The 24,632-nt window shown below is 47.9% G+C and carries 27 protein-coding genes, 1 rRNA gene and 1 other annotated feature; of the genes, 27 read left to right on the top strand and 1 reads right to left on the bottom strand.

All coding sequences use genetic code 11. From position 1 onward, the window contains the following. From rrf to pssA, 9 genes are all read left to right on the top strand, one after another. Positions 1–95, top strand: a 5S ribosomal RNA gene (gene rrf / locus HP552_RS02625); the annotation flags it as partial. A gap of 235 nt (positions 96–330) precedes the next feature. Next, positions 331–1,506, top strand: a complete 1,176-nt coding sequence (locus HP552_RS02620) for a GNAT family N-acetyltransferase (RefSeq protein ID WP_175394116.1) — start codon at positions 331–333, stop codon at positions 1,504–1,506. 481 nt (positions 1,507–1,987) lie between these two features. After that, positions 1,988–2,449 (top strand): CtsR family transcriptional regulator, encoded by a 462-nt coding sequence (locus HP552_RS02615; RefSeq protein WP_095293442.1) that lies wholly within the window; start codon positions 1,988–1,990, stop codon positions 2,447–2,449. Between the two features lie 32 nt (positions 2,450–2,481). Next, positions 2,482–3,000 (top strand): protein-arginine kinase activator protein McsA, encoded by a 519-nt coding sequence (gene mcsA, locus HP552_RS02610; RefSeq protein ID WP_175394115.1) that lies wholly within the window; start codon positions 2,482–2,484, stop codon positions 2,998–3,000. Positions 3,001–3,028: 28 nt separating this feature from the next. Continuing rightward, positions 3,029–4,102, top strand: coding sequence for a protein-arginine kinase McsB (mcsB, locus tag HP552_RS02605; protein ID WP_175394114.1), 1,074 nt, complete (start codon positions 3,029–3,031; stop codon positions 4,100–4,102). A 183-nt stretch (positions 4,103–4,285) separates the two neighbouring features. Continuing rightward, positions 4,286–6,748, top strand: a complete 2,463-nt coding sequence (gene clpC, locus HP552_RS02600; RefSeq protein WP_175394120.1) for an ATP-dependent protease ATP-binding subunit ClpC — start codon at positions 4,286–4,288, stop codon at positions 6,746–6,748. Between the two features lie 213 nt (positions 6,749–6,961). Then, complete coding sequence (radA, locus tag HP552_RS02595; protein WP_095293438.1) at positions 6,962–8,329, top strand: DNA repair protein RadA; 1,368 nt, start codon at positions 6,962–6,964, stop codon at positions 8,327–8,329. A gap of 13 nt (positions 8,330–8,342) precedes the next feature. Beyond that, a complete protein-coding gene (gene disA / locus HP552_RS02590) occupies positions 8,343–9,419 on the top strand; it encodes a DNA integrity scanning diadenylate cyclase DisA (protein WP_175394113.1) in 1,077 nt (358 codons plus the stop codon). Between the two features lie 61 nt (positions 9,420–9,480). Beyond that, positions 9,481–10,212 carry a CDP-diacylglycerol--serine O-phosphatidyltransferase gene (pssA, locus tag HP552_RS02585; RefSeq protein ID WP_175394112.1) on the top strand — a complete coding sequence of 244 codons (732 nt, stop codon included), beginning with the start codon at positions 9,481–9,483 and terminating at the stop codon, positions 10,210–10,212. Between the two features lie 132 nt (positions 10,213–10,344). Here pssA and HP552_RS02580 read toward each other — a convergent pair whose 3' ends face one another. Next, positions 10,345–10,740, bottom strand: a complete 396-nt coding sequence (locus HP552_RS02580) for a nucleoside triphosphate pyrophosphohydrolase family protein (RefSeq protein ID WP_095293446.1) — start codon at positions 10,738–10,740, stop codon at positions 10,345–10,347. A gap of 173 nt (positions 10,741–10,913) precedes the next feature. Between HP552_RS02580 and HP552_RS02575 the strand changes: the two genes are divergently transcribed. The 18 genes from HP552_RS02575 to HP552_RS02490 all read left to right on the top strand — a co-directional run bounded on the left by HP552_RS02575 (position 10,914) and on the right by HP552_RS02490 (position 24,547). Beyond that, positions 10,914–11,999 carry a PIN/TRAM domain-containing protein gene (locus tag HP552_RS02575; RefSeq protein WP_175394111.1) on the top strand — a complete coding sequence of 362 codons (1,086 nt, stop codon included), beginning with the start codon at positions 10,914–10,916 and terminating at the stop codon, positions 11,997–11,999. 93 nt (positions 12,000–12,092) lie between these two features. Further along, a complete protein-coding gene (ispD, locus tag HP552_RS02570) occupies positions 12,093–12,785 on the top strand; it encodes a 2-C-methyl-D-erythritol 4-phosphate cytidylyltransferase (protein ID WP_175394110.1) in 693 nt (230 codons plus the stop codon). Continuing rightward, entirely contained in the window at positions 12,782–13,258 is a 477-nt protein-coding gene (gene ispF, locus HP552_RS02565) for a 2-C-methyl-D-erythritol 2,4-cyclodiphosphate synthase (RefSeq protein WP_095293433.1), read from the top strand. The genes ispD and ispF overlap by 4 nt, the downstream gene beginning before the upstream one ends. Before the next feature lie 35 nt (positions 13,259–13,293). Beyond that, complete coding sequence (gltX, locus tag HP552_RS02560; protein ID WP_175394109.1) at positions 13,294–14,757, top strand: glutamate--tRNA ligase; 1,464 nt, start codon at positions 13,294–13,296, stop codon at positions 14,755–14,757. Positions 14,758–15,367: 610 nt separating this feature from the next. Then, the gene (cysE, locus tag HP552_RS02555; RefSeq protein ID WP_175394108.1) at positions 15,368–16,036 is read left to right on the top strand and encodes a serine O-acetyltransferase; all 669 of its coding nucleotides are present in this window, start codon (positions 15,368–15,370) and stop codon (positions 16,034–16,036) included. Positions 16,037–16,063: 27 nt separating this feature from the next. Next, on the top strand, positions 16,064–17,464 hold the full coding sequence (gene cysS / locus HP552_RS02550; RefSeq protein ID WP_175394107.1) for a cysteine--tRNA ligase: 1,401 nt from the start codon (positions 16,064–16,066) through the stop codon (positions 17,462–17,464). 83 nt (positions 17,465–17,547) lie between these two features. Then, complete coding sequence (locus HP552_RS02545) at positions 17,548–17,982, top strand: Mini-ribonuclease 3 (RefSeq protein ID WP_175394119.1); 435 nt, start codon at positions 17,548–17,550, stop codon at positions 17,980–17,982. A 77-nt stretch (positions 17,983–18,059) separates the two neighbouring features. Then, entirely contained in the window at positions 18,060–18,806 is a 747-nt protein-coding gene (gene rlmB, locus HP552_RS02540; RefSeq protein WP_175394106.1) for a 23S rRNA (guanosine(2251)-2'-O)-methyltransferase RlmB, read from the top strand. A gap of 5 nt (positions 18,807–18,811) precedes the next feature. Further along, positions 18,812–19,333 (top strand): NYN domain-containing protein, encoded by a 522-nt coding sequence (locus HP552_RS02535; RefSeq protein ID WP_175394105.1) that lies wholly within the window; start codon positions 18,812–18,814, stop codon positions 19,331–19,333. Positions 19,334–19,504: 171 nt separating this feature from the next. Continuing rightward, the gene (sigH, locus tag HP552_RS02530) at positions 19,505–20,149 is read left to right on the top strand and encodes an RNA polymerase sporulation sigma factor SigH (protein WP_024633601.1); all 645 of its coding nucleotides are present in this window, start codon (positions 19,505–19,507) and stop codon (positions 20,147–20,149) included. 306 nt (positions 20,150–20,455) lie between these two features. Further along, positions 20,456–20,605 (top strand): 50S ribosomal protein L33, encoded by a 150-nt coding sequence (rpmG, locus tag HP552_RS02525; protein ID WP_072735843.1) that lies wholly within the window; start codon positions 20,456–20,458, stop codon positions 20,603–20,605. 21 nt (positions 20,606–20,626) lie between these two features. After that, on the top strand, positions 20,627–20,818 hold the full coding sequence (gene secE / locus HP552_RS02520; RefSeq protein ID WP_024633600.1) for a preprotein translocase subunit SecE: 192 nt from the start codon (positions 20,627–20,629) through the stop codon (positions 20,816–20,818). A gap of 22 nt (positions 20,819–20,840) precedes the next feature. Next, positions 20,841–21,374 carry a transcription termination/antitermination protein NusG gene (gene nusG / locus HP552_RS02515; RefSeq protein ID WP_056697652.1) on the top strand — a complete coding sequence of 178 codons (534 nt, stop codon included), beginning with the start codon at positions 20,841–20,843 and terminating at the stop codon, positions 21,372–21,374. A gap of 68 nt (positions 21,375–21,442) precedes the next feature. Beyond that, a complete protein-coding gene (gene rplK / locus HP552_RS02510) occupies positions 21,443–21,868 on the top strand; it encodes a 50S ribosomal protein L11 (protein WP_175394104.1) in 426 nt (141 codons plus the stop codon). Between the two features lie 95 nt (positions 21,869–21,963). Next, on the top strand, positions 21,964–22,656 hold the full coding sequence (gene rplA / locus HP552_RS02505; protein ID WP_175394103.1) for a 50S ribosomal protein L1: 693 nt from the start codon (positions 21,964–21,966) through the stop codon (positions 22,654–22,656). 67 nt (positions 22,657–22,723) lie between these two features. Further along, positions 22,724–22,870: a sequence feature (ribosomal protein L10 leader region), on the top strand. 24 nt (positions 22,871–22,894) lie between these two features. After that, entirely contained in the window at positions 22,895–23,398 is a 504-nt protein-coding gene (gene rplJ / locus HP552_RS02500) for a 50S ribosomal protein L10 (RefSeq protein WP_095293427.1), read from the top strand. Positions 23,399–23,470: 72 nt separating this feature from the next. Further along, a complete protein-coding gene (rplL, locus tag HP552_RS02495) occupies positions 23,471–23,833 on the top strand; it encodes a 50S ribosomal protein L7/L12 (protein WP_175394102.1) in 363 nt (120 codons plus the stop codon). A 96-nt stretch (positions 23,834–23,929) separates the two neighbouring features. Beyond that, positions 23,930–24,547, top strand: coding sequence for a class I SAM-dependent methyltransferase (locus tag HP552_RS02490; RefSeq protein WP_175394101.1), 618 nt, complete (start codon positions 23,930–23,932; stop codon positions 24,545–24,547). Positions 24,548–24,632: the final 85 nt, after the last annotated feature.

Raw genomic sequence — 24,632 nt, 5'->3', positions numbered from 1 at the left:
TTCCACACGTACCCATCCCGAACACGACCGTTAAGCCCTCTAGCGCCGATGGTACTTGGACCGAAGGGTCCTGGGAGAGTAGGACGTTGCCAAGCAAAGAACCACTGCCGATGATATTCGGTGGTGGTTTTTATTTGTTTATTTTTTTTGCCGTAGGCTTTATGTATAACACACCTATATATTGAATATATGTTCTTACCGGGAGATGCACATGCATCTCTTATTTGACTTTGTTTCACACCTCTGACACACTCATAGAAGTACATACATCACATTTCCGCACACGATTTTGAGTCACTTACAATTCTGGAGAACGGGGTGCAGAACGACATGGACATTCGCAAACTAACCACTGATGATTTCGAAGCGTGTATGACGCTTTCGGAGTACGCTTTTCAGTTTGTATTAAACGAGGAACAGATTGAAAAACGCCGAGAGGAGTTCGCCTCACACAATGTGTTGGGAGTGTATGAGGATGGCCAAGTTGGAGCCAAACTTCAGATCATTCCTTTTCAAACCTATATACAAGGTCGATCATTTGCGATGGGAGGTATAGCGGGTGTGGCAACTTGGCCGGAATACCGGCGAAAAGGTTGGGTAGCAGGGCTGCTTAAATTTGCATTGGAAGAAATGAATCGGAATAAACAGAGCATTTCCTTCCTGCATCCGTTCTCGTTTGCTTTTTACCGGAAATATGGGTGGGAGACCTACGTAGAGTTTAAGCAATATAAGCTGTCTACCGATCAATTACCTGCGAAGAAGCTAACTCTAGGCACCCTTCGGCGGGGTAATCCAGAGTTATCGGTGCTGAAGATGGTTTATGACACGTATGCAGAACGTTATAACGGAACCTTAAGTCGAGATGATGCCTGGTGGGAAAATTCAGTTTTTGCCAAGAAAGGGAGCCAGCGGGCTGTTTACTATGATGAGGCGGGACTACCTCAAGGCTACGTACTCTACGAGGTCAAGGAAAGGAAATTTACCATCGGTGAGTTGGTGCACCTAAATGAAGAGGCCAGACAAGGGTTGTGGACGTTTATCGCCAATCATGATTCGATGATTGATGAGGTGACGTTAAAAGCGCCTGCGAACGATACACTGGCCTTTCAACTGGATAATCCACGGATTCAGCAGGAGATTTCCCCATACTTTATGGCGAGAATCGTTAGTGTGGAGCAGTTCATTTCGCAGTATCCTTTTGCAAATCAAGATTCTCCGTTACAGATTCAGCTTGAGGTAGAGGATGCACATGCACCGTGGAATGAGGGGGTATGGCAGCTGAATGTAGCGATGAATGGTACGGCTTCCATATGGAAAACATCGGAACCTGTCTTGGAAGATCAGACGCTTAAGGTCGACATCCAAGCACTTACAGCGATGCTTATGGGATATCGCAGACCTGCAGAGATGGCACGGATGGGCCGAATTGATGGTCCTGCGGAAGTAATTAGTGCACTGGAACACGCGATTCCTGAACGGGAAACCTATTTGCTTGATTTTTTCTAAGTACATTCCAGACACTTATATGTAAGTCGATAACATCGATTCTGCCCCCTTTCAACCTTTATAGAGAAACCGCGCTACAGTAAGACAAATGAACTTCTCCGGCTGTTTTGGAGAGGTTTTTTTGTGTCCGGGGAATATTTCGTGTAAAATCGTAAAAAATGAATAGTGACCCCACTTGGCAAAACCACAAAATATGCTATAATGTATATAAAGTCAAAGAAAGTCAAAGTCAACTGAAGGTTTAATACTTACGTAGCTTTCTTTCTACAATCCGGTGATCACATCTTTAATGCCGCATCTAAAGAATCATCGGAAAGAGGCAATATCAAAGGACCTTCGTGCGTCCTTGCTCTCCCGAATAAGCCAGTGGAATTCAAGATTCGCTGTTTCCCCGATTGGTTAAATGGGTTGAGAAGGTGTACTCTGTGGGGGCGTGTGGGTCCTTATTGACTTAACGTTTCAGACAGTGGAGGATGAGTGGATGCGTAATATCTCTGATATTATCGAACAATATCTGAAGAGTATTTTGCATGAAAGTCCCGAAGGAATGGTTGAAATTCAACGCAATGATCTCGCAGATCAATTCTCATGCGTACCATCCCAGATCAATTATGTAATTAGCACACGTTTTACTCTTGAAAAAGGGTACCTGGTCGAGAGCAAACGTGGCGGTGGCGGTTATGTCCGCATTCAGCGGATTGAATTGCCGGCTCACTCTGCTCTGCATAATCATTTGCACCATAGTATCGGGGATGAGATTGGACAGACAGCTGCCGAAGGCCTGATTTATCAACTGGAAGAAGCGCGTTTTCTAAGTAAACGGGAAGCCGGGTTGATGCGTGCAGCTGTATCAAGAGAAATTTTATTGGTCAAACTTCCTTACCGGGATCAAATTCGTGCCAGAATGTTAAAGGCGATGTTAATATCTTTGCTCGGTAAATGAAAACTATCGGGATCAAGGAGGTACATCTATAAATGCTGTGCCAAGAATGCGACAAACGTCCGGCTACACTTCACTTTACGAAAATCGTGAATGGAGAGAAGACGGAATTCCATATTTGTGAGTCATGTGCCCGTGAAAAGGGAGAAATGATTCCTGGAACAGCAGGAGGATTTTCCATTCATAATCTGTTGTCCGGGTTGCTTGATTTTGAACCCAAGAATGGGAATGCGGGGGCACCCCCTGCTCAAGCCCTTCGTTGTGAAGAGTGCGGCATGACTTACTCACAGTTTAGCAAAATCGGCCGGTTCGGCTGCAGTTCTTGTTATAAATATTTTGACAGTCGGTTGGATCCATTATTTAAAAGAGTCCACGGCAGCACAACCCATGTAGGGAAAGTTCCTGCACGTGCCGGGGGACGCATCAAGGTGAAACGGCAGATTGCCGACCTGAAACGTGATCTTCAGGAGAGTATCGCCCAAGAGGAATTTGAAGAGGCGGCTCAGATTCGTGACCAGATCAGGGAACTTGAAAAAGAAATAGCCCAGGAGTAAAGTTTGCCATGAGTAGGAGGGATGCGTAATGCCTAATCTGCGTTTTACAGAGAAGGCGCTCAGCGACTGGATGCGCAGTGATGCGGCTGATTCCGAAATCGTCATTAGCAGCCGTGTCCGGATCGCACGCAACCTGCAGCATTATCCGTTTCCGATGCTGGCTTCCAATGAGCAATCGGAAGAAGTGCTGAATAAGCTGAGCGAAGTACTTCAATATGATGACGTTCATGCCTTTGGAGATTTCCACACCTTGGATCTGATGGATATTGATGATCTCGACAAGCGGGTGCTGGTGGAGAAACATCTGATCAGCCCCAGTCTTGTGAATGAATCCAAAAATGGTGCGGTCATTCTCAGTGAGGATGAATCCGTCAGTATTATGATAAATGAAGAAGACCATCTTCGTATCCAATGCCTCTATCCGGGGTTCCAGGTCAAAGAAGCCTGGGAGAAAGCTTCCGCCATAGACGATGCTTTTGAAGCGCATGTGGATTATGCCTTTGATGACCGCAGAGGATACTTGACCAGCTGTCCTACCAACGTAGGTACAGGTGTAAGAGCATCTGTCATGATGCATCTGCCCGCTCTGGTAATGACACAGCAGATTGGACGTATTCTGACCGCTGTTTCTCAAGTGGGGTTAACCGTACGTGGAATCTACGGTGAAGGCAGCGAGGCGATGGGCAACCTTTTCCAGATCTCCAATCAGATTACGCTTGGGCAGACGGAACAAGAGGTTATCGACAATCTGCACGGCGTAGTGCAGCAGATTATTGAGCATGAACGTACTGCCAGAGAGCGGTTAATTTCAGACTCCAAACTGCGGATTACCGATAGAGTGATGCGATCGTATGGAATTTTGTCGCACGCAGCCATCATGGATTCCAAGGAAGCCGCACAGCGACTCTCTGATGTTCGCCTTGGTGTGGATCTGGGCTTGTTGAATGGCTTGTCCATCACCGTAATGAATGAGCTGAATGTGATGACCCAGCCAGGCTTCCTGCAGAAAACATTCGGGGAAGATATGCGCACGGATGAGCGTGACATCTACCGGGCTCAGTTGATTCGTGATACGATCAATTCAGCCAGTCAATCCCAGTAGTTCCATTTGGATTGAACTGTCCTAAGGTTTCATGCCGCTTCTGCGGCTTTTATATAACGAGCATTTCCATAAATGCTGAATGATTTTATTCGCAGCACGGCTGCAGACAAAAATGATATGAAGAATACGGCGGGATCGTTAGTAGGCCCCCGTTTTATCCAAAACCATGGAGGTGCAGGAGATATGATGTTTGGAAGATTTACGGAACGGGCCCAAAAGGTGCTCGCACTCGCGCAGGAAGAAGCTGTCCGTCTCGGTCATAATAACATCGGTACTGAGCACATTTTGCTCGGCCTCATTCGTGAAGGCGAAGGCATTGCAGCCAAAGCACTGATCGGCCTGGGACTCGGATTGGAAAAAATTCAGGATGAAGTAGAAACGCTGATTGGCCGCGGCCAGGAGCAGCCTACCAACATTGCATATACGCCTCGTGCGAAAAAAGTAATTGAATTGTCTATGGATGAGGCTCGCAAATTGGGTCACACCTATGTAGGGACAGAGCACATTTTGCTCGGATTAATTCGTGAAGGCGAGGGTGTTGCGGCACGTGTGCTCAACAACCTTGGCATCAGCTTGAACAAAGCACGTCAACAAGTGCTGCAATTGCTTGGCAGCAGTGAGGCAGTATCCAGCCATAACGGAACTCCTGCTAACGTAAGCACGCCAACACTGGACAGTCTGGCACGTGACCTTACCGCTTACGCGAAGGAAAACAACCTGGATCCGGTGATCGGCCGCAGCAAGGAAATCGAACGTGTTATTCAGGTGCTGAGCCGTCGTACCAAGAACAATCCGGTATTGATCGGTGAACCTGGTGTAGGTAAAACGGCAATTGCCGAAGGTCTTGCACAGAAAATCATCGCTAACGAAATTCCGGAAACATTGCGCGACAAACGGGTTATGACCCTGGATATGGGTTCGGTTGTTGCCGGAACGAAGTATCGTGGTGAATTTGAGGATCGTTTGAAAAAAATCATGGATGAGATTCGTCAAGCGGGTAACATTGTCCTCTTTATCGACGAATTGCATACCCTGATCGGTGCAGGCGGAGCAGAAGGTGCCATTGATGCTTCGAACATTCTGAAACCGGCTCTGGCCCGTGGAGAACTGCAATGCATCGGTGCAACAACACTGGATGAATATCGCAAATATATCGAGAAGGATGCCGCGCTGGAGCGTCGTTTCCAACCGATTACAGTAGATCAGCCTTCTCCGGAAGAAGCAATTCAAATCCTGCACGGTTTGCGTGATCGTTACGAGGCACATCACCGCGTAAAAATCACAGACGAAGCCATTGTACAGGCGGTTAAATTGTCTGATCGCTACATCACAGACCGTTTCCTGCCAGACAAAGCGATTGACCTGATTGATGAAGCGGGTTCCAAAGTAAGATTGAACTCATACACCATCCCGCCAAACCTGAAACAACTGGAAAGCCGTCTGGAAGATATCCGTAAGGAAAAAGACGCAGCAGTTCAAAGTCAGGAGTTCGAGAAAGCAGCAGCTCTGCGTGATACGGAACAAAAAATCCGTGAAGAGCTGGATGTAACGAAGAATCAATGGAAAGAAAAACAAGGTCGCACGGATTCCGAAGTGACTCCTGAGGATATCGCACAAGTGGTAGCCAACTGGACAGGAATTCCGGTGAACAAGCTGAAAGAAGAAGAGACACAACGATTGATGAACTTGGAGTCCATCCTGCATGAACGTGTCATCGGTCAGGATGAAGCGGTGAAATCGGTCAGCCGTGCGGTTCGTCGGGCACGTGCCGGATTGAAAGATCCGAAACGTCCAATGGGTTCATTCATCTTCCTTGGTCCTACTGGGGTAGGTAAAACCGAGCTGGCTCGTGCACTCGCAGAAGCCATGTTCGGAGATGAGAATGCAGTGATCCGGATCGACATGTCCGAGTATGGTGAGAAGCATTCGACTTCAAGACTCGTCGGAGCGCCTCCAGGATATGTAGGATATGAAGAAGGCGGCCAGCTGACAGAGAAAGTTCGTCGCAAACCATATTCCGTAGTCCTGCTCGACGAGATCGAAAAAGCACATCCGGAAGTGTTCAACATCCTGCTGCAAGTGCTTGAGGATGGCCGTCTGACAGACTCCAAAGGTCGTGTCGTGGACTTCCGCAACACATTGATCATTCTGACATCCAACGTGGGTGCCGAAGCGATTAAACGTAACTCTACACTTGGGTTCACAGCAGTTGTGGATGCAGGTGCGGATTACGATAACATGAAGGGTAAAGTCATGGATGAGCTGAAGAAAAGCTTCCGTCCGGAGTTCCTTAACCGGATTGATGAAATCATCGTGTTCCACTCCCTTGAAGAGAAACACATTGCTGAGATTGTCTCCCTCATGAGTGAGGAGCTGCGGAAACGTCTGCGTGAATACGAAGTTGACTTCGAACTCACCGACAACGCCAAGGCCTTCCTGGCCAAAGCCGGCTTCGATCCAGCGTATGGTGCCCGTCCGCTTCGTCGGGCGATCCAGAAGCATATTGAAGACAAATTGTCTGAGGAATTGCTCACAGGTACGGTGACCAAAGGCGATTCATTGTTAATCGATGAAGAGAATGGCGCGCTTTCTGTAACCAAAAAGGACGCAGTCGTTCCTTCCAATGAAGAAATCGAAACAAAGTAAGTAAAGTTTTAACATGATTGAAAATGATCCTTTCCGGCTTCGGCCGGGGAGGATTTTTTGCTGTTCATGGAACATGTGTAAAGTTTACGATAATCCTTTACGAAAAATCTCAAACAATGGTAAACTTTTATTAACCCTGCACGTCAGGAAGTTAGGCAAAATTCGTCGAAAAATGCAAAATGCTGTTATAAAATAAATCCTAGGAGTGCTGAAGTGGCCAAAGTTAAAACCAAGTTTCAATGTACGGAATGTGGTTATGAAGCCCCCAAATGGTACGGCAAATGTCCGGGTTGTCAGTCATGGAATTCCATGGTGGAAGAAACAGAAACGGTTGTCAAAACACAAGGGAGAAATTCCCCCCTCTTTGACAGTAAAGATAAACCCCTTCCCATCATAGATATAGATAGCGGTCAGGAACCGCGTGTGCAGACTGGAATCGGAGAGCTGAACCGGGTATTGGGCGGCGGAATTGTTCCGGGTTCTCTCGTGCTGGTGGGCGGAGATCCGGGAATCGGAAAGTCAACTCTGATGTTGCAGACTTCTCATGCTCTAACCCATTCAGGTTTGCGCGTGTTATATGTTTCGGGGGAGGAATCGGTGAAGCAAACCAAATTACGGGCTGACCGTCTGGATGCGCTCTCTCCTGAACTGTATGTGCTGTGTGAAACAAATATGGAACGTGTAGAGGAAGCGGTGGAGCAGATCCAGCCGCATTTTCTTGTCATCGACTCCATTCAGACGGTATATCTGCCAGAAGTCACCAGTGCACCCGGCAGTGTAGCGCAGGTAAGGGAATGTACTTCCCGGTTTATGCGCATCGCCAAAGGGCGAGGCATTGCAACCGTCCTTGTGGGGCATGTTACGAAAGAAGGGGCGATTGCCGGTCCGCGGATGCTGGAACATATGGTGGATTGTGTTCTTTATTTTGAAGGAGAACGACATCATACGTATCGATTGTTGCGTGCGGTGAAAAACCGTTTTGGCTCAACCAATGAGATTGGTATTTTCGAAATGGGTGAGGATGGATTGCGCGAAGTGGGCAACCCTTCGGAACTCTTTTTGTCCGAACGTCCGCTCGGTGTAGCGGGTTCTACCGTAGTCGCCAGTATGGAAGGCACAAGGCCTATGCTGGTTGAGCTGCAGGCACTCATCTCGGCAACTCATTTTCCATCTCCCCGCCGTATGGCAACAGGGATAGACCATCATAGGCTGAACCTGATTATTGCGGTTCTCGAGAAGCGGATGGGCATGTTTTTGCAAACACAGGACGCATACCTGAATGTGGCCGGAGGCGTTCGGCTCGATGAACCGGCAGTAGATTTGGCGGTTGCGGTGAGCATTGCATCCAGTTTGAGAGATGTGCCGACCAAGCCGGATGACGTTATTTTTGGCGAGATTGGTTTGACAGGTGAGGTTCGGGCCGTATCACGGGCTGAACAACGTGTGAAGGAAGCCGAGAAACTGGGCTTCAAGCGAGTCATTTTACCGGAGAAAAGCTTAAAGGGCTGGAAACATCCTCGCGGGATACAACTGATCGGTGTGAATACCGTGGCAGATGCACTAGCGGTTGCTTTAGATTAGGGGGCATAACAAGATGAAGGATACGAGCCAACTGGATAAGATGAATGATTTGTTGAGGCTGATCGCACCAGGGACACCTTTCCGCGAAGGTCTGGAAAACGTGCTGCGCGCCAAGACGGGGGCACTGCTTGTTGTAGGATACAGCCCTGAAGTAATGGAAGTCGTTGACGGGGGATTCTCAATTAATTGTGATTTCTCCCCCAACTATCTATATGAGCTCGCCAAGATGGACGGTGCCATTATTCTTAGTGAGGATTTAAAGCGTATTCTGTACGCCAATACCCAGTTGATCCCGGATTCGTCCATCTCTTCCTCAGAGACAGGGATCCGTCACCGGACGGCAGAGCGGGTAGCAAAGCAAACGGGTAAATTGGTCGTATCGATATCGCAGCGCCGGAATATTATTACCTTGTATCAGGGAACGCTTAGATATTCGCTGAAGGAAATCGGAGTTATTTTAACGAAGGCGAATCAGGCGATCCAAACGCTTGAGAAATACAAAGCTGTACTGACGCAATCCCTTACGAATCTGAGCGCCTCCGAGTTCGAGGAATTGGTAACCATCCCTGAGGTAGTGAATGTGATTCAGCGTACCGAAATGGTGATGCGCATCAAAACGGAAATTAAGCGCTACATCCATGAACTCGGGAATGAGGGGCGGCTGATCTCCATGCAGATGGAAGAATTGGTCGGAACAACGGAGGAAGAGGCGTGGTTGCTCTACAAGGACTATGCTCGGGACGACAGTGACGAGAAAATCCGCGAAATTATCGTGGGCCTCAAACGACTTTCGGATGATGAGTTGCTCGATGCACATCATATTGTTCGTCTGCTCGGCTATCCATCGTCGGCTGCCACTTCGGAAGATTCGGTTGCACCACGCGGATATCGGGTATTGAATAAGATACCACGTCTTCCAAATGTCATTATCCATAACCTGGTGGATCAATTTGAACAATTGCCTCATGTGATTATGGCAACAATTGAAGAGCTGGATGAAGTGGACGGTATTGGTGAGGTACGTGCCCGGACCATTAAGGAAGGTCTGAAGCGTCTGCAGGAGCAGATGTTTATTGACAGACAAATGTAATCCAGAGCGATCATGGATAGATTTGCCTATAACGGCTTGAAGATGATGAGGTGAAGCAACGATGTTAACCAAATTCATTCCGAACCTCTTTACCTTGGGTAATCTGTTTCTTGGAATGATGGCGATACTGCTTGCAATCGATGGGAACTACAGCCTGGCCGCCATTATGGTGATCGTTGCCATGCTTCTGGACGGTTTGGATGGCAGGGTTGCGCGTGCGCTTAATGCCCAGAGTGAATTCGGCAAAGAGCTCGACTCCCTGTCCGACATGGTTTCGTTTGGCGCAGCTCCGGCGCTCATTATGTTTATGGTATCCTTTCAGGATGCCTCTCCGGTTCTCGCCTGGGTAGCCACAGCAAGCTTTCCCATCTGCGGAGCCATTCGACTAGCACGTTTCAACGTAAGACCTGGGATTCCCGGATATTTTACGGGTCTGCCCATTCCGGCAGCCGGAGGTGTGCTTGCAACGCTAACGTTGTTTAACAAGGATATTGGTCCGGTTAGCATGATGATAGCCACATTGTTATTATCCTATTTGATGGTAAGTTCACTTAAATACCCGAATTTCAAAAAGGTGGGTCTGCCGCGAAAAGCGATCTGGATTGCACCTTGGGTGGTCGTTTTCGCTGTAGCGGTTGCTGTCATTTTCCCGGAACAGTTGTCGAAGTTGATCTTCATTCCCCTGGTGCTGTACGCCCTGTATGGAATGAAGCATAATATGCGGACGGCAGCCTCGCGTAACCGGGCGAAGAAGCGCAAGGAAGAGAAGTCTTCCCGGTCTTCCGATCGGTGAATTCTTTTAATTCGCATCAATGCCCCAAAAATGCATAATAAAAAGCACGCATTCTCCTTCAGGAGTGTACGTGCTTTTTTTGTTATTCAAATCTATACAGTACCTATCTTTGTACAGCGAAGTTGCAGTTCATTACGACAAATTGAACATCCCTAACGTCGAACATTTCTGTGACTCGTGATTCACGACTTCTTCCATGTTGATATCCAGCAGATTGCAGAGAGCTGACATATAAAACAGGTTCCGCCCCAGTTCGGAGCTGATGACCTCTTTGCAATTCTCACACAATTCACCTTCCACATGCGTCTCCAGCAGGCCTTTGGTTTGAGCGATACCGCTCTCGGGGGCATATTTCTGCTTGGTGGCGTGCAGCTCAATGCAGCCGCATTCGGTAATGGCCTTGGACACGGCTCGGTTGACAGAAGCTCCGGCTTGTCCTGTTTTGGACAGTACATCAATCAGACTGCGATGACGCAGCAACAGCTCGGAAACCTGATCCTGAAAAGCCTGTAAACTTAGCGTACTCATTTTGCTACTCACCTCGGGATATGAATTGAATTCATTATATGCCAATAATTTACCTTCTTTCAACTGACGATTGCAACAATTCCAAAAAGTTCTTCTGAGCGGGATTAGTATTCTGAGAATTGGATCATACTGGATATGAAGATCAAGAACTTTTGAAGGAGGTGCAGGGACATATGTGGAAAAAAGGCATTTTAACTTTTACAGGATTGTGCGGTGCATGGTTTGGCTACACGGCATATCATCTGGCAGGAAAATCCGTCCCTTGGATGGCTGAATGGATTCAGTCGGCAGGGCTGCTGGGAGCAGGGGTAGCAACGGCACTGGGAGCTGTATTGTTTATGGCCGTGTGCAATATTGGTGGAGCGTTGTTGGCAAACAGACTACAGAATGGGATCGATGCTCTGGCCAAAGTACCGATGAACGAACTGGCGGCCGGCGCAGCAGGGACGGTTGCAGGATTGCTGGTAGCCTTGCTGCTCTATCCATGTTTGGCTTGGCTGGGGACAGCAGGAGAGGTGCTTCAGGTGGCACTGACGGCAGTTAGTGGATATTCGGGGTACATGCTGGCCATGGCCAAGAAAGACGATCTGGGGGCATTCTGGATGTCTGGGCGGTGGGGTCACCCAGAGGTGGACGAAGACAAACGGATGGAAGAGCATAAAATTTTGGATACCAGTGTCATTATTGATGGCCGCATCGCTGATATATGTAAAACCGGTTTTATCGAAGGCACTATTGTCATTCCGGAATTCGTTCTGGAGGAACTTCAGCATATTGCTGATTCATCGGATCTGCTGAAGCGGAACAGAGGACGGCGCGGGCTTGATATTTTAAACAAAATTCAGAAAGAACTCGACGTCAAGGTACTCATTTACGAGGGTGATTTCGAAGAAATATCGGAAGTGGACAGCAAACTGGTCAAACTTGCGAAAGTGCTTCAGGGCAAGGTCGTCACGAATGACTTTAACTTGAACAAGGTTTGTGAGCTTCAGGGTGTATCCGTGCTCAACATTAACGATCTCGCGAATGCGGTGAAGCCTGTGGTGCTTCCTGGTGAAGAGATTATGGTTCAAATCATCAAGGACGGTAAGGAGCATGGTCAAGGTGTTGCTTATCTGGATGACGGTACGATGATCGTTGTGGAAGGCGGACGAGAGTACATCGGCATGATGATGGAAGTGCTGGTGACCAGTGTGCTGCAAACTTCCGCGGGACGAATGATTTTTGCCAAGCCGAAACTGTTGGAAAAAGCCCAATAAAGCGGTATGATGGGTAGTGTATCGTTACGAGTATATTATAAGTGAATGATATCTCCGGGACGATAAACTGACAGACAAGGCAGGGATTGCGGCATGGATAAAGGGTGGGGTGTCGTCATTGTGGCAGCAGGTCGGGGAACCCGAATGGGCACAACCGAGAGCAAGCAGTTTCTGCTGCTGCAGGACAAGCCCGTTTTCATACATACGCTTGAGGTGTTTGCCGCTCTGAAGGAGATCAGTGAAATGGTGCTGGTAACCGGAGCCGCAGATGTTGAACGCTGCCTGGATTGGGTAAAAGAATACCGACTGGAGTCGCGTGTCCGTGTCATCCCCGGAGGGAAAGAGAGACAGCATTCTGTTCATGAAGGCCTGAAGGCCCTGAAGACGGATTGGGTTCTCGTTCACGACGGGGTACGTCCTTTTGTTGACCGTAAGCAGATTACAGGTTGCATGGAGGCCGCGATGTCGGGGGGAGCCGCTGTACTCGCCGTTCCCGTTAAGGATACGATTAAACAAGTGAATGCGGAGGGGATCGTTACGGCGACGCCTGACCGCAGCAGTCTGTGGAGTATTCAAACCCCGCAGGCTTTTCGTCTTTCTTCGCTGCTGCGTGCTTACGAGTCGGCGGCAAACGACGGATTCCTTGGGACAGATGATGCGATGCTGGCTGAGCGCCAGGGTTTGCCCGTCAAGGTTGTGGAAGGCAGTTATACCAACATCAAATTAACGACGCCGGAAGATTTGGAATATGCCGCGTTTTTGCTTGGGGGAGAGAAGAAGCGATGATACGTGTAGGACAGGGATTTGATGTACACCAGTTGGTGGAAGGACGGCCGTGCATTATTGGCGGAGTAACCATTCCTTATGAAAAAGGCTTGCTTGGACACTCGGACGCAGACGTGCTGCTGCATGCCATCAGTGATGCGATTCTGGGTGCTCTTGCACTCGGGGATATCGGCAAACACTTTCCGGATACTGATCCGGAGTTCAAGGATGCGGACAGCCTCAAACTGCTGGAGCATGTATGGCAGCTCGTGAAAGACCGCGGATATCGTTTGGGCAATATCGATTCAACCATTATTGCACAAAAACCGAAAATGGCTCCTTACATTCCACAGATGGCTGAGGTCATTGCCAAAGCGCTGGAAGCGGATGTTGACCAGGTAAATGTGAAAGCAACGACCACAGAGCAGCTCGGATTCCCTGGACGGGGAGAGGGCATTGCCGCCCAATCGGTTGTTTGCCTTGTTCGTGTATGATATTATCAACCAACTAGATACGGAGGGGATATTTTATGAGCACAGAAGTTCGTGTGCGCTACGCGCCAAGTCCAACGGGACACCTGCATATCGGGAATGCCCGTACGGCGCTGTTCAACTATTTGTATGCTAAGCATAATAACGGGAAATTCATCATTCGTATTGAAGATACTGACGTGAAACGGAACATTGCCGGTGGTGAAGAAAGCCAGCTGAAATATTTGAAATGGCTCGGAATCGAATGGGATGAAAGTATTGATGTGGGCGGAGAATACGGACCTTACCGTCAGACGGAACGTTTGGACATTTACCGCAAATACACCCAGGAACTTCTGGACAAAGGTTTGGCTTACCGCTGCTTCTGTACGGAAGAAGAATTGGAGCAGGAGCGTGAGGAGCAGACGGCACGTGGAGAAACCCCGCGTTATTCGGGCAAGCACCGTGACCTGACCCCAGAGCAAATCAGTGCGTTTGAAGCTGAGGGCCGCATTGCAAGTATTCGTTTCCGTGTACCGGAAGAACGTACATATACGTTCGATGACATGGTTAAAGGCACAATTTCATTCAACAGCAAGGAATCGGGCGACTTCGTCATTGTGAAAAAGGACGGCATTCCCACCTACAACTATGCAGTTGCAGTGGATGATCACCTAATGAAGATTTCCCACGTTCTCCGTGGGGAAGATCACATCTCAAATACACCTCGCCAGCTGATGATCTATGAAGCGCTGGGCTGGGAGCCGCCGCAATTCGGTCACATGACGCTGATCGTGAATGAAAATCACAAGAAGCTGAGTAAACGGGATGAATCCGTCATTCAGTTTATTGAACAATATGATCAGCTCGGCTATTTGCCGGAAGCGATGTTTAACTTCATCTCCCTGCTTGGCTGGTCGCCAGAAGGTGAAGAGGAAATTTTCTCGCAGGAGCAGCTGATTTCCATCTTTGATACCAAACGTTTGTCCAAGAGCCCTGCTGTATTTGATACGCATAAGCTTGCGCACTTGAACAATCACTATATTAAACATGCAGACCCGGAACGTATTGCTGAAATGGCTATTCCACATCTGCAAAAGGCAGGCCGGATTGCTTCTGAGTTGTCACCTGAACAGAAGGAATGGGCAAATACGCTCGTTCACCTGTATCAGGAGCAAATGACGGCAGCTTCCGACATTGTGGAATTGTCGGAGGTGTTCTTCCGCTCCCATCTGGAGCTTGATGCAGAAGCTGCCGCAGTACTTGGGGAAGAACAGGTACCAACGGTTCTGAAGGCCTTTGCCGATAAAGTGCAGGCAAGCGAAGAGTTTACACCAAGCAAAATGGCTGCGTTGATCAAGGAAGTACAGAAGGAAACCGGATTTAAAGGCAAACAGCTCTTTATGCCTATTCGTGTTGCGCTGACTGGGCAGACTCATGGACGTGACCTGAATCAGACGATCGTGCTGCTTGGCCGGGATACGGTTATCGAGCGTCTGCATGCACAGGTGAAAGGCGCGTAATACAGGACGGTTAGCTCCGTGTATTTCTGTTCCTGAACTCAGGTATTTAGTTTGGCCAAAGATGCCGCAAGGCTGTTGTCAGTCCATAACCTTTTCGCTATAATAGCAACACGAAGGTTAAATGACATTAATCATTATTTAAACATTTTACATTAATCCATAGAACAGCAAAGACCGGGAGGAGTAGACTGAACCGGACAGATTCAGAGAGGATGGCCCCACGGCAAAGAATGAATTTCTTTGGCTGCGGTGGCTGTGAGCCATCCGCTGTCCGTCAGCCGAAATGCGCCCGTGAGCTGCACAGCCGAATCCGGCCCCGCCTCTTGAACGTGCAGAAGAGGAAAACGTCAGGATAGGTTGTGACGGTTGGTTTCCGTTACCGAACCGCTTGAGGGTGCATTCTTATTTGTGCAGGAAAGGAACAGCGTACTTGGCTGACCAATCCTGTTATGTAAGAGTGAACCGAGCAGAGTGGGACCGCGATTAACGCCTCTGCAGCATTATGCTGCAGAGGCGTTTTTTGTTTAGGGCGAGTCAGCAGTACACTACCAAGAGGGCTGCGCCGTCCGGGATGCCGGAGGACGAAGACCTGAACAAGAGGGGAACGAGCATGTTTAAGAAGATCAGATCAGATATCCAGGCGGTGTTTGAAAACGATCCGGCTGCCCGGGGATGGTTCGAGGTCGTATTCACCTATTCGGGGCTGCATGCGATATGGGCGCACCGGATCGCACACTTTTTTTACAAACGCAGTTGGTTCTCGGTCGCCCGGTTCATTTCGCAGATCAGCCGTTTTATGACAGGAATCGAGATTCACCCTGGAGCTACCATTGGGAATCGGTTGTTTATTGACCATGGAATGGGCGTCGTTATTGGAGAAACCTGTGAAATTGGCGATGATGTTGTTATTTACCAGGGGGTTACTCTTGGCGGAACAGGGAAAGAAAAAGGAAAGAGACACCCGACGATTGGCAATAATGTGGTTATCTCATCCGGAGCCAAAGTACTCGGTTCATTCAGTGTTGGTGATCAATGTAACATTGGAGCCAACTCCGTGGTACTCAAAGAAGTGCCATCCAACAGCACCGTTGTAGGCATACCGGGAAGAATCGTCAAACAGGATGGACGACGGGTAGACCGTTTGAGCCAGCAGCTGCCCGATCCGGTCATTGACTCCCTGCGCAGTATGCAGCAAGAGATTGAACGGTTGCGTGAAGAGGTGCGTACACTACAGGATACCCGCAAGAGTGAGAATTCCCGTGATACAATAAATAAATAAGGAAGTATGGATGAAAGGAAAGTGACCATGACGCTTCAAATTTACAATACGATGAGTCGTACCAAAGAGAATTTCGTTCCCCAAGAGCCGGGGAAAGTGAAAATGTATGTATGCGGACCGACAGTGTATGATTACATTCACATCGGAAATGCACGTCCGGTTATTTTTTTCGACACAGTTCGCGGTTATCTGGAACAGACAGGACATGAAGTGAACTACGTTGTAAACTTCACGGATGTTGATGATAAACTGATTCGCAAAGCTGAACAGCTTGGTACGGATGTTCCTCATGTCGCAGAGAAGTTTATTGCGGCGTACTACGAAGATCTTGAGGGACTGGGGATTCCAAAGGCGAGCAGTAACCCGAGAGTAACGGAGAATATGCCGCTCATTATTGATTTTATCCGTGAGCTGGTTGAGAAGGGATTTGCCTATGAAAATGGTGGCGACGTGTATTATCGCACCGGCAAATTCGAGGAGTACGGCAAATTGTCAAAGCAGAACCTGCAGGAATTGCAGTTTGGGATCCGGATTGGTGTAGATGAACGCAAGGAACATCCGGAAGACTTCGTACTCTGGAAAGCGGCTAAACCGGGTGAGATCTATTGGTCCAGCCCTTGGGGGGATGGAAGACCAGGCTGGCATATCGAGTGCTCTGCCATGGCGCGTGAATACCTGGGTGATACGCTCGATATACACGGAGGCGGACAGGATCTGCAGTTCCCGCACCATGAGTGCGAATGCGCCCAATCCGAGGTGTTGACAGGCAAACCGCTCGCCAACTACTGGATGCATAACGGATTTATCCGCATCGATAACGAAAAAATGTCGAAATCGCTCGGTAACGGAGTGCTTGTAAAAGACCTTCGGACACAGTACAAACGTGAAGCCATTCGATATTTCATGTTGTCGACACACTATCGCAATCCGCTGAACTTTACCGAAGATACAATGGAACAAGCGCAAAACAGTGTGGATCGGATCGCGAATGCCGTAGGCAATCTGAAGCATCGTTTGCAGGCAGTAACGGTAGATCAGGATATTACGGCAGAGTTTGCTGCCAAACTGGAGCAGATCCGTCAGCAGTATCATGAGAAAATGCAGGATGATTTCAATACTCCGGATGCGATTACAGCTTTGTTTGAATGGGCTGCTGAAGCAAACCAACTGCTGCAAAAAGAAGTCGTGAACGCTGCGGAAATCCGTGCGCTGCTTGAACTCTTCAGTGAATTGAATGCGGTACTTCGCATTTATACGGACGCTGAGCCAGAGCTTCTGGATGAAGAGATTGAACGCCTGATTGAAGAGCGTACGGAGGCACGCAAGTCCAAGAACTGGGCACGAGCTGATGAAATCAGGGACGAATTGTCTGCGCAGGGCATATTGCTTGAGGATACGGCTCAAGGGATGAGATGGCGGCGCAAATGAGCGAGAAGCAGCTGGAAAAGTTGTCTGAAACTGTCGAACAATCTGAACAGAGCAAACATTCAGGTGGGGAACAAACAGAGGTAATGGTACAGGGAGGGTGGTTTCCATACCCGCCTTCCCGTCCTGCAAGGCTGATTCCTCCGATCGCACTCGCATATATCGGTGATGCAGTGTATGAGGTGGCGGTAAGGCAGTATCTGTTGTCCAAAGCCAATATGCGCCCAAACCATCTGCACCGCAGCGCAACAGGTCTGGTATCAGCCAAGGCACAGAGCCGCATCCTGACAGGGATAGAGGAAGTATTGACCGAAGAAGAGCGCGACATTGTAAGGCAGGGGCGTAACGCCAAGTCTGGCAGTATCCCCAAAAATGCGGATGTACTGGAATACAGACATGCCACGGCGCTGGAGTGCCTTATTGGTTACCTGTACAGTAGTGGTCGGCATGATCGCATGATCCAACTGATTACCCAGGGCATCGAGCATGCAGAAAACAATTCGCAATCAACGACAAAATAAAAACTAAACATAGCCGTCCTTGTGGTACAAGCCTGCAAGGGAGTACTTGCAAGGCGCAATAGAGAGGATCGAACAAAATGGAAGAAGAATGGATTGCTGGTAAGCACTCCGTGACGGAGGCGCTGCGTTCAGGCCGGACCATTAATAAAATATGGATCGCGGATACAGCACAGAAGCATTTGACTCAACCGATTATCGCGGAGGCGAAGAAACTCGGTATCGTGATTCAGCATGTGGACAAGCGTAAACTGGACCAAACGGTACCAGGTATTCAGCATCAAGGGGTTGTTGCCCAAGCAGCGCCATACGCTTATGTGGAGGTAGATGACATCCTCGCAGCGGCACATGCCAAAAATGAACAACCGTTTCTGATTCTACTGGATGAGATTGAGGATCCGCATAACCTTGGTTCGATTTTGCGGACAGCGGACTGCACGGGGGCTCATGGCGTGATTGTACCCAAACGTCGTTCGGCTGCAGTGACGGCTACGGTATCCAAAACATCCGCCGGGGCTGTGGAGTATGTACCCGTGGCACGTGTGAGCAATCTGGGACAAACGATCGATCGTCTCAAGGAAGCAGGCGTTTGGGTTGTGGGTACAGATGTAGCTGCGCAGGAAAGTGTATTTGGTAACGGGGTATTTACTGGTCCAGTGGCATTGGTGATCGGGAACGAGAACAAAGGTATGGGAAGGCTCATTCGGGAAAAATGCGATGTGCTGATCAAGCTGCCGATGCAAGGGCAGATTAACTCTCTGAATGCTTCCGTGGCGGCGGGTGTTGTCATGTACGAAGTGCTCCGTTCGCGCCAAGCACAGGGATAGATGGTATGGCTGATTCCCGGGATGTGCTTCTGGTAGACGGGTATAACATGATTGGCGACTGGCCAGAGCTGTCCAGACTGGCGGAAAGCGGGCTGGAGGAGGCGCGGAATCGTCTCCTCTTCCGTCTTGCTGATTATCAGGCGTTCTCTGGTCGCAAGGTCATCGTTGTTTTTGATGCCTATCTCGTACCCGGACTTGGTAAAACATTTACACAGAGCAAAGTGCAGATATATTTCACCAAGGAAAAAGAGACGGCTGACGAATGCATTGAGAGACTCGTACGGGAACTAAGCTCGCGGAGACGCCAAATCTATGTGGCCACAAGCGATATGGTAGAACAGCATGTCATTTTTGGACAGGGAGCACTGCGTGTATCTGCAAGGGAACTGTTGATTGAAGTCGAGCAGAATGAAAAAGAACTGCAGAAGCGTCTGGAGGAAGACCAGGCCAAGTCCAAGCGTAATACACTTGGAGCCAAGCTCAGCCCGGAAGTTCTGAAGCAGTTTGAGCGTTGGCGAAGGGAATAGGAGTACGGTTTTACAAATATTTCAATATTGAAAGTCTTGACAATTATGTTATTGATGTTCTTTTTTAGGCAGAGCGTGGTTGACGGTGTGAGGTGCCATCATATATACTGTTCGTATATTTCATAGAGTAGAGTAACGGTGTACCTTGCGTTGCAGCCGGAGGGATTGTCTGTGAGTGTCGACCTCAAAGATATCATGTTATCTAAGTATGATTACCAAAGTGACGAAGACATTGTCGAAGCGGTCCGTGAAGGTGAAAGCGAAGCGCTGGAGTTTTTGATTAACAAATATCGCAACTTTGTACGCGCCAAGGCAAGATCTTATTTTCTGATTGGGGCAGACCGGGAAGATATTATTCAGGAAGGAATGATTGGCCTCTACAAATCCATCCGTGATTTCAAAGGGGACAAACTGGCTTCGTTCAAAGCTTTTGCCGAGCTGTGTATCACCAGACAGATTATTACGGCAATCAAGACGGCAACACGTCAGAAACATATTCCGCTTAATTCCTATGTATCATTGGACAAGCCCATTTATGACGAAGAATCCGATCGTACGTTACTCGATGTGATTTGTGGAACCCAGGTCAGTGATCCTGAGGAGCTTATCATTAATCAGGAAGAATTTGTGGGCCTGGAAGATAAGATGTCAGAGATTTTAAGTGACTTGGAACGAAAAGTGTTGATGTTGTATCTGGACGGGAGATCTTATCAAGAGATTGCAGTAGATTTGGACCGGCATGTGAAGTCCATTGACAATGCACTCCAGCGTGTTAAGCGCAAACTTGAAAAGTACCTGGAAGTTCGAGATAATTGAACAATGTTGTTGATGACGGAAAAGGCTCGGGGTTTGAGTCTTTTTTTGCTGCTTTAAGTTTATAAGTCAAAAGATTGATAATACTAGTAATCGCTTGGTCCAAGCAGGAGAAGAGAAAAAATCAGAGACGCCCGATCTACACGCTTTTTGTACGGAACTTTTACCCAGTAATGAAAGGCTATTCTTTCATTGACATGGTTATACCCTTGTGATAAAGTGTTTTAGGTAGGCCTAAATTCGCGGCTTTTTTTTAGGATCAATTTAGAGACTCTCCTTTAAAGTGGAAGTCTTCGGGAGGTGTACATCATGCGGGTAATTATTACTTTGGCTTGTACAAACTGCAAACAAAGAAATTACACTACGACAAAAAACAAGCGTAATCACCCCGACCGCATGGAGATGAAGAAATTTTGCAAGTTTTGTAACGAGCAGACTTCTCATCGCGAAACCAGATAGTTTTTGGGAGGTGTAGTCGGCGTGAAACGTAGTTTCAAATCTCTGATTTCCTTTTTCTCAGAAAGCTGGGCTGAACTTAAAAAAGTTCGCTGGCCTAATCGTAAAGAGCTGACCAACTACACATTGATCGTTCTTGGTACTGTTGTGGTTATGACGCTGTTTTTTTGGGTCGTTGATATCGGCATCTCCGCTGTGATCGAAGCGATTATTTAAGAAGGGTCCCAGGTGGCTTGATATGGAAAAAAGATGGTACGTCGTTCATACCTACTCAGGGTATGAGAATAAGGTCAAAGCCAATTTGGAAAAACGCGTAGAGTCCATGGGCATGGAAGACAAGATATTCCGCGTTCTTGTTCCTATGGAAGAAGAAGTGGTAAACAAGGACGGTAAGAAAAAGACCGTAATGCGTAAAGTTTACCCCGGTTACGTTTTGGTGGAAATGATCCAAACGGATGACTCTTGGTATGTTGTTCGCAATACACCAGGTGTTACGGGATTTGTCGGTTCGACAGGTTCCGGGTCCAAACCAACCGCTCTGCTGCCTGAAGAAGTGGAACAAATTCTGAAGCATATGGGCATGGTTGAGCCGAAGCCGAAAATTGAATTCGACATTAAGGAATCCGTACGTATCAAAGTTGGTCCTTTTGCGAATTTTGTGGGCTCCGTGGAAGAAATCTTGGTAGACAAAAGCAAGTTGAAAGTGCACGTGAACATGTTTGGACGGGAAACACCGCTTGAGTTGGAATATACGCAAGTGGAGAAGATATAGTCTCTTCAAGTTTCTTGTGGGAGGACCGAAAGGTTCGTTAACCACTATTTTGCAAGGAGGTGTCAATCATGGCAAAAAAGGTAATCAAAATGGTAAAACTGCAAATTCCAGCAGGTAAAGCGAATCCAGCGCCTCCGGTAGGTCCAGCTTTGGGTCAAGCAGGTGTCAACATCATGGCATTCTGTAAAGAGTTCAACGCTCGTACAGCCGATCAAGCGGGATTGATTATTCCTGTTGAAATCACAGTATTCGAAGACCGTTCCTTTACTTTCATCACTAAAACTCCACCAGCAGCAGTTCTGTTGAAAGTGGCAGCTAAAGTTGAAAAAGGATCCGGCGAACCGAACAAGAAAAAAGTTGCTACCGTTAAACGTGATGCGGTACGTCAAATCGCAGAACAAAAAATGCCTGACCTGAATGCAGCGAGCGTTGAGTCCGCAATGCGTATGGTCGAAGGTACTGCCCGTAGCATGGGTATCACCATCGAAGACTAATCTTTCATTTGAAACATGGCTTCGTAAAGCCGGCCGATTCGCGGCCGGTTGATGTGGGAGGTATATCCGCTAACACCACAAAGGAGGAATATAACATGGCTAAACACGGTAAAAAATACCTGGAAGCTGCTAAGCTGATTGACAGCGAAGCAACTTACGAGCCTTCAGAAGCTGTAGAGCTTGTGAAAAAGGCAGCCACTGCAAAATTCGATGAAACCATCGAAGCAGCAGTACGCTTGGGCGTTGACCCACGTAAACAAGACCAGGCTGTACGTGGTGTTGTTGTCTTGCCACACGGCACAGGTAAAACACAACGCGTATTGGTATTTGCAAAAGGTGACAAAGCGAAAGAAGCGGAAGCGGCTGGCGCGGACTATGTTGGTGATGCAGACATGATCAACAAAATCCAACAAGGCTGGTTCGAATTCGACGTCTGCGTAGCGACACCAGATATGATGAGTGAAGTAGGTAAATTGGGCCGACTGCTCGGCGGTAAAGGTCTGATGCCTAACCCTAAAGCCGGAACGGTAACTTTCGATGTATCCAAGGCTGTTCAAGAAATCAAAGCCGGTAAAATCGAATATCGTCTGGATCGTGCAGGTCAAATTCATGCACCGATCGGTAAAGCTTCTTTCTCTTCTGAGCAACTGAATGAGAACCTTAAAGCTCTCATGGATGCTTTGAACCGTGCTAAACCGGCGGCAGCAAAAGGTGTTTATCTGAAGAATGTAAGTCTTTCTTCCACGATGGGCCCTGGCGCACGCGTGAACGCAGCAGCTTTTAGATAATAGTTCTTGACAGGCTTGTCCTGTTCTGATATTCTATAAAAGTTGTGAGTCCGAGTGACTGACCGTTGACATTTGAATATGCTTGCCGTAGACAGTAGGTGCCATCAGGCTTAATTTCCTACCGAGGTGTGATTATAGAACTTAGAACGATGCAAATCGATGATGAGTATATATCAAGCCTTCGTGATTCTACGGAGGCTTTTCTTAATGGGATAAATTTGATCAGGAGGTGTACAGTTTGGCAAACGCAAAAGTGATTCAAGCAAAACAAGAGTCCGTTGATGCAGTTACAGCAAAGTTGCGCGAGAGCGCTACGACAGTTGTTGTTGACTATCGCGGTCTGAACGTTGCCCAAGTAACTGAGCTGCGTAAGCAGCTTCGTGAAGCCGGAATCGAATTCCAAGTGCTGAAAAACACATTGCTTCGCCGTGCGACTGCTGCAGCAGAACTGACAGAACTCGATAGCGTTCTTACAGGTCCTACTGCAATTGCATTCAGCGCCGAAGATGCTGTGGCTCCAGCCAAAATTCTGAACGACTTCGCGAAAAAGAACGACGCACTGGAATTGAAAGGTGCAGTTGTTGAAGGTCGTGTAATCGGAGTAGAAGAAGTTAAAGCATTGGCAGAACTGCCATCCCGCGAAGGTCTCCTCTCCATGCTCCTCAGCGTGCTTCAAGCGCCAGTGCGCAACTTCGCGCTTGCGGTTAAAGCTGTTGCGGAAAAAGAAGAACAAGGCGCGTAAGCTACTTGATCTGAAAGCTGCTTAGGCGGCACTGAATTACAAAAAAATAAAATTATATATGGAGGTTCAATCATGAGTAAAGAGCAAATCTTGGAAGCAATCAAAGGCATGACTGTACTGGAACTGAACGATCTTGTTAAAGCAATCGAAGAAGAATTCGGCGTAACTGCTGCAGCTCCAGTAGCTGTTGCTGGTGGCGGCGCTGCAGCTGCAGAAGCTGAGCAATCCGAGTTCGACGTAATCTTGGCAAGCGCTGGCGCTTCCAAAATCAACGTTATCAAAGCAGTTCGTGAAATCACAGGTCTTGGCCTGAAAGAAGCTAAAGAAGTAGTTGACAATGCTCCAAAAGCATTGAAAGAAAAAGTTAGCAAAGAAGAAGCTGAATCCATCAAAGCTAAATTGGAAGAAGCAGGCGCTTCAATCGAAGTTAAATAATTTGGCTTTCATTAGCTAAATGAACAAAACAACAAACCCCTTGACTTATATCAAGGGGTTTGTTGCTGTAATTGTATATGGAAAGTGAGTGAGGACATGTCCAATCATTATTATTCGGACAAACCGCAGGTCGCACATGACAGACGGGCAACTGAGGCGGAGCTTCGTGGATGGAAATTGCGACTCGTTACGGATGCAGGTGTATTTTCCAAAAACGGAATTGATTACGGCAGCAGAGTGCTGATTGATGCAATGGAGTTAACTGCTGGAGCTCATGTTCTGGATGTGGGTTGTGGGTATGGACCGATTGGTCTTACGGCAGCCAAGCTTGCACCGGAAGGACATGTCACCATGATCGATATCAACGAGAGAGCGGTTGAACTTTCCAGGGAAAATGCAAAAGCAAATGGAATTACAAATGTAACAGTAATGCAAAGCAATCTACTGGCTGAAGTAAATAAGAAAGACTTTGATGTAATCCTGACCAACCCGCCAATTCGAGCGGGAAAAGAAACGGTTCATGCCATATTTGAGCAGGCACATCAGCATTTGAAGGTAGGCGGATCGTTGTGGGTTGTCATTCAGAAAAAGCAGGGAGCTCCTTCCGCAAAAGCGAAGTTGGAATCCTTGTTTGGCAGAGTGGAAGAAGTGACGAAGGATAAAGGCTACCGGATTTTCAAAGCGGTGAAAGCGGAGGAATCGTCCATAGACTAGTTTCCGATTTGTAAAGTAAGCAGGGGATGATTTTTTTTGCAATAGGACTATTGACTTGAAAATCAGGTCGTGGTATTATTGTAAA

It is taken from the genome of Paenibacillus xylanilyticus (assembly GCF_013359935.1).
Taxonomy (GTDB): domain Bacteria; phylum Bacillota; class Bacilli; order Paenibacillales; family Paenibacillaceae; genus Paenibacillus; species Paenibacillus xylanilyticus.
The sequence above is the reverse complement of the archived record's forward strand: the minus strand, read 5'-3'. Positions and strand labels throughout refer to the sequence as shown.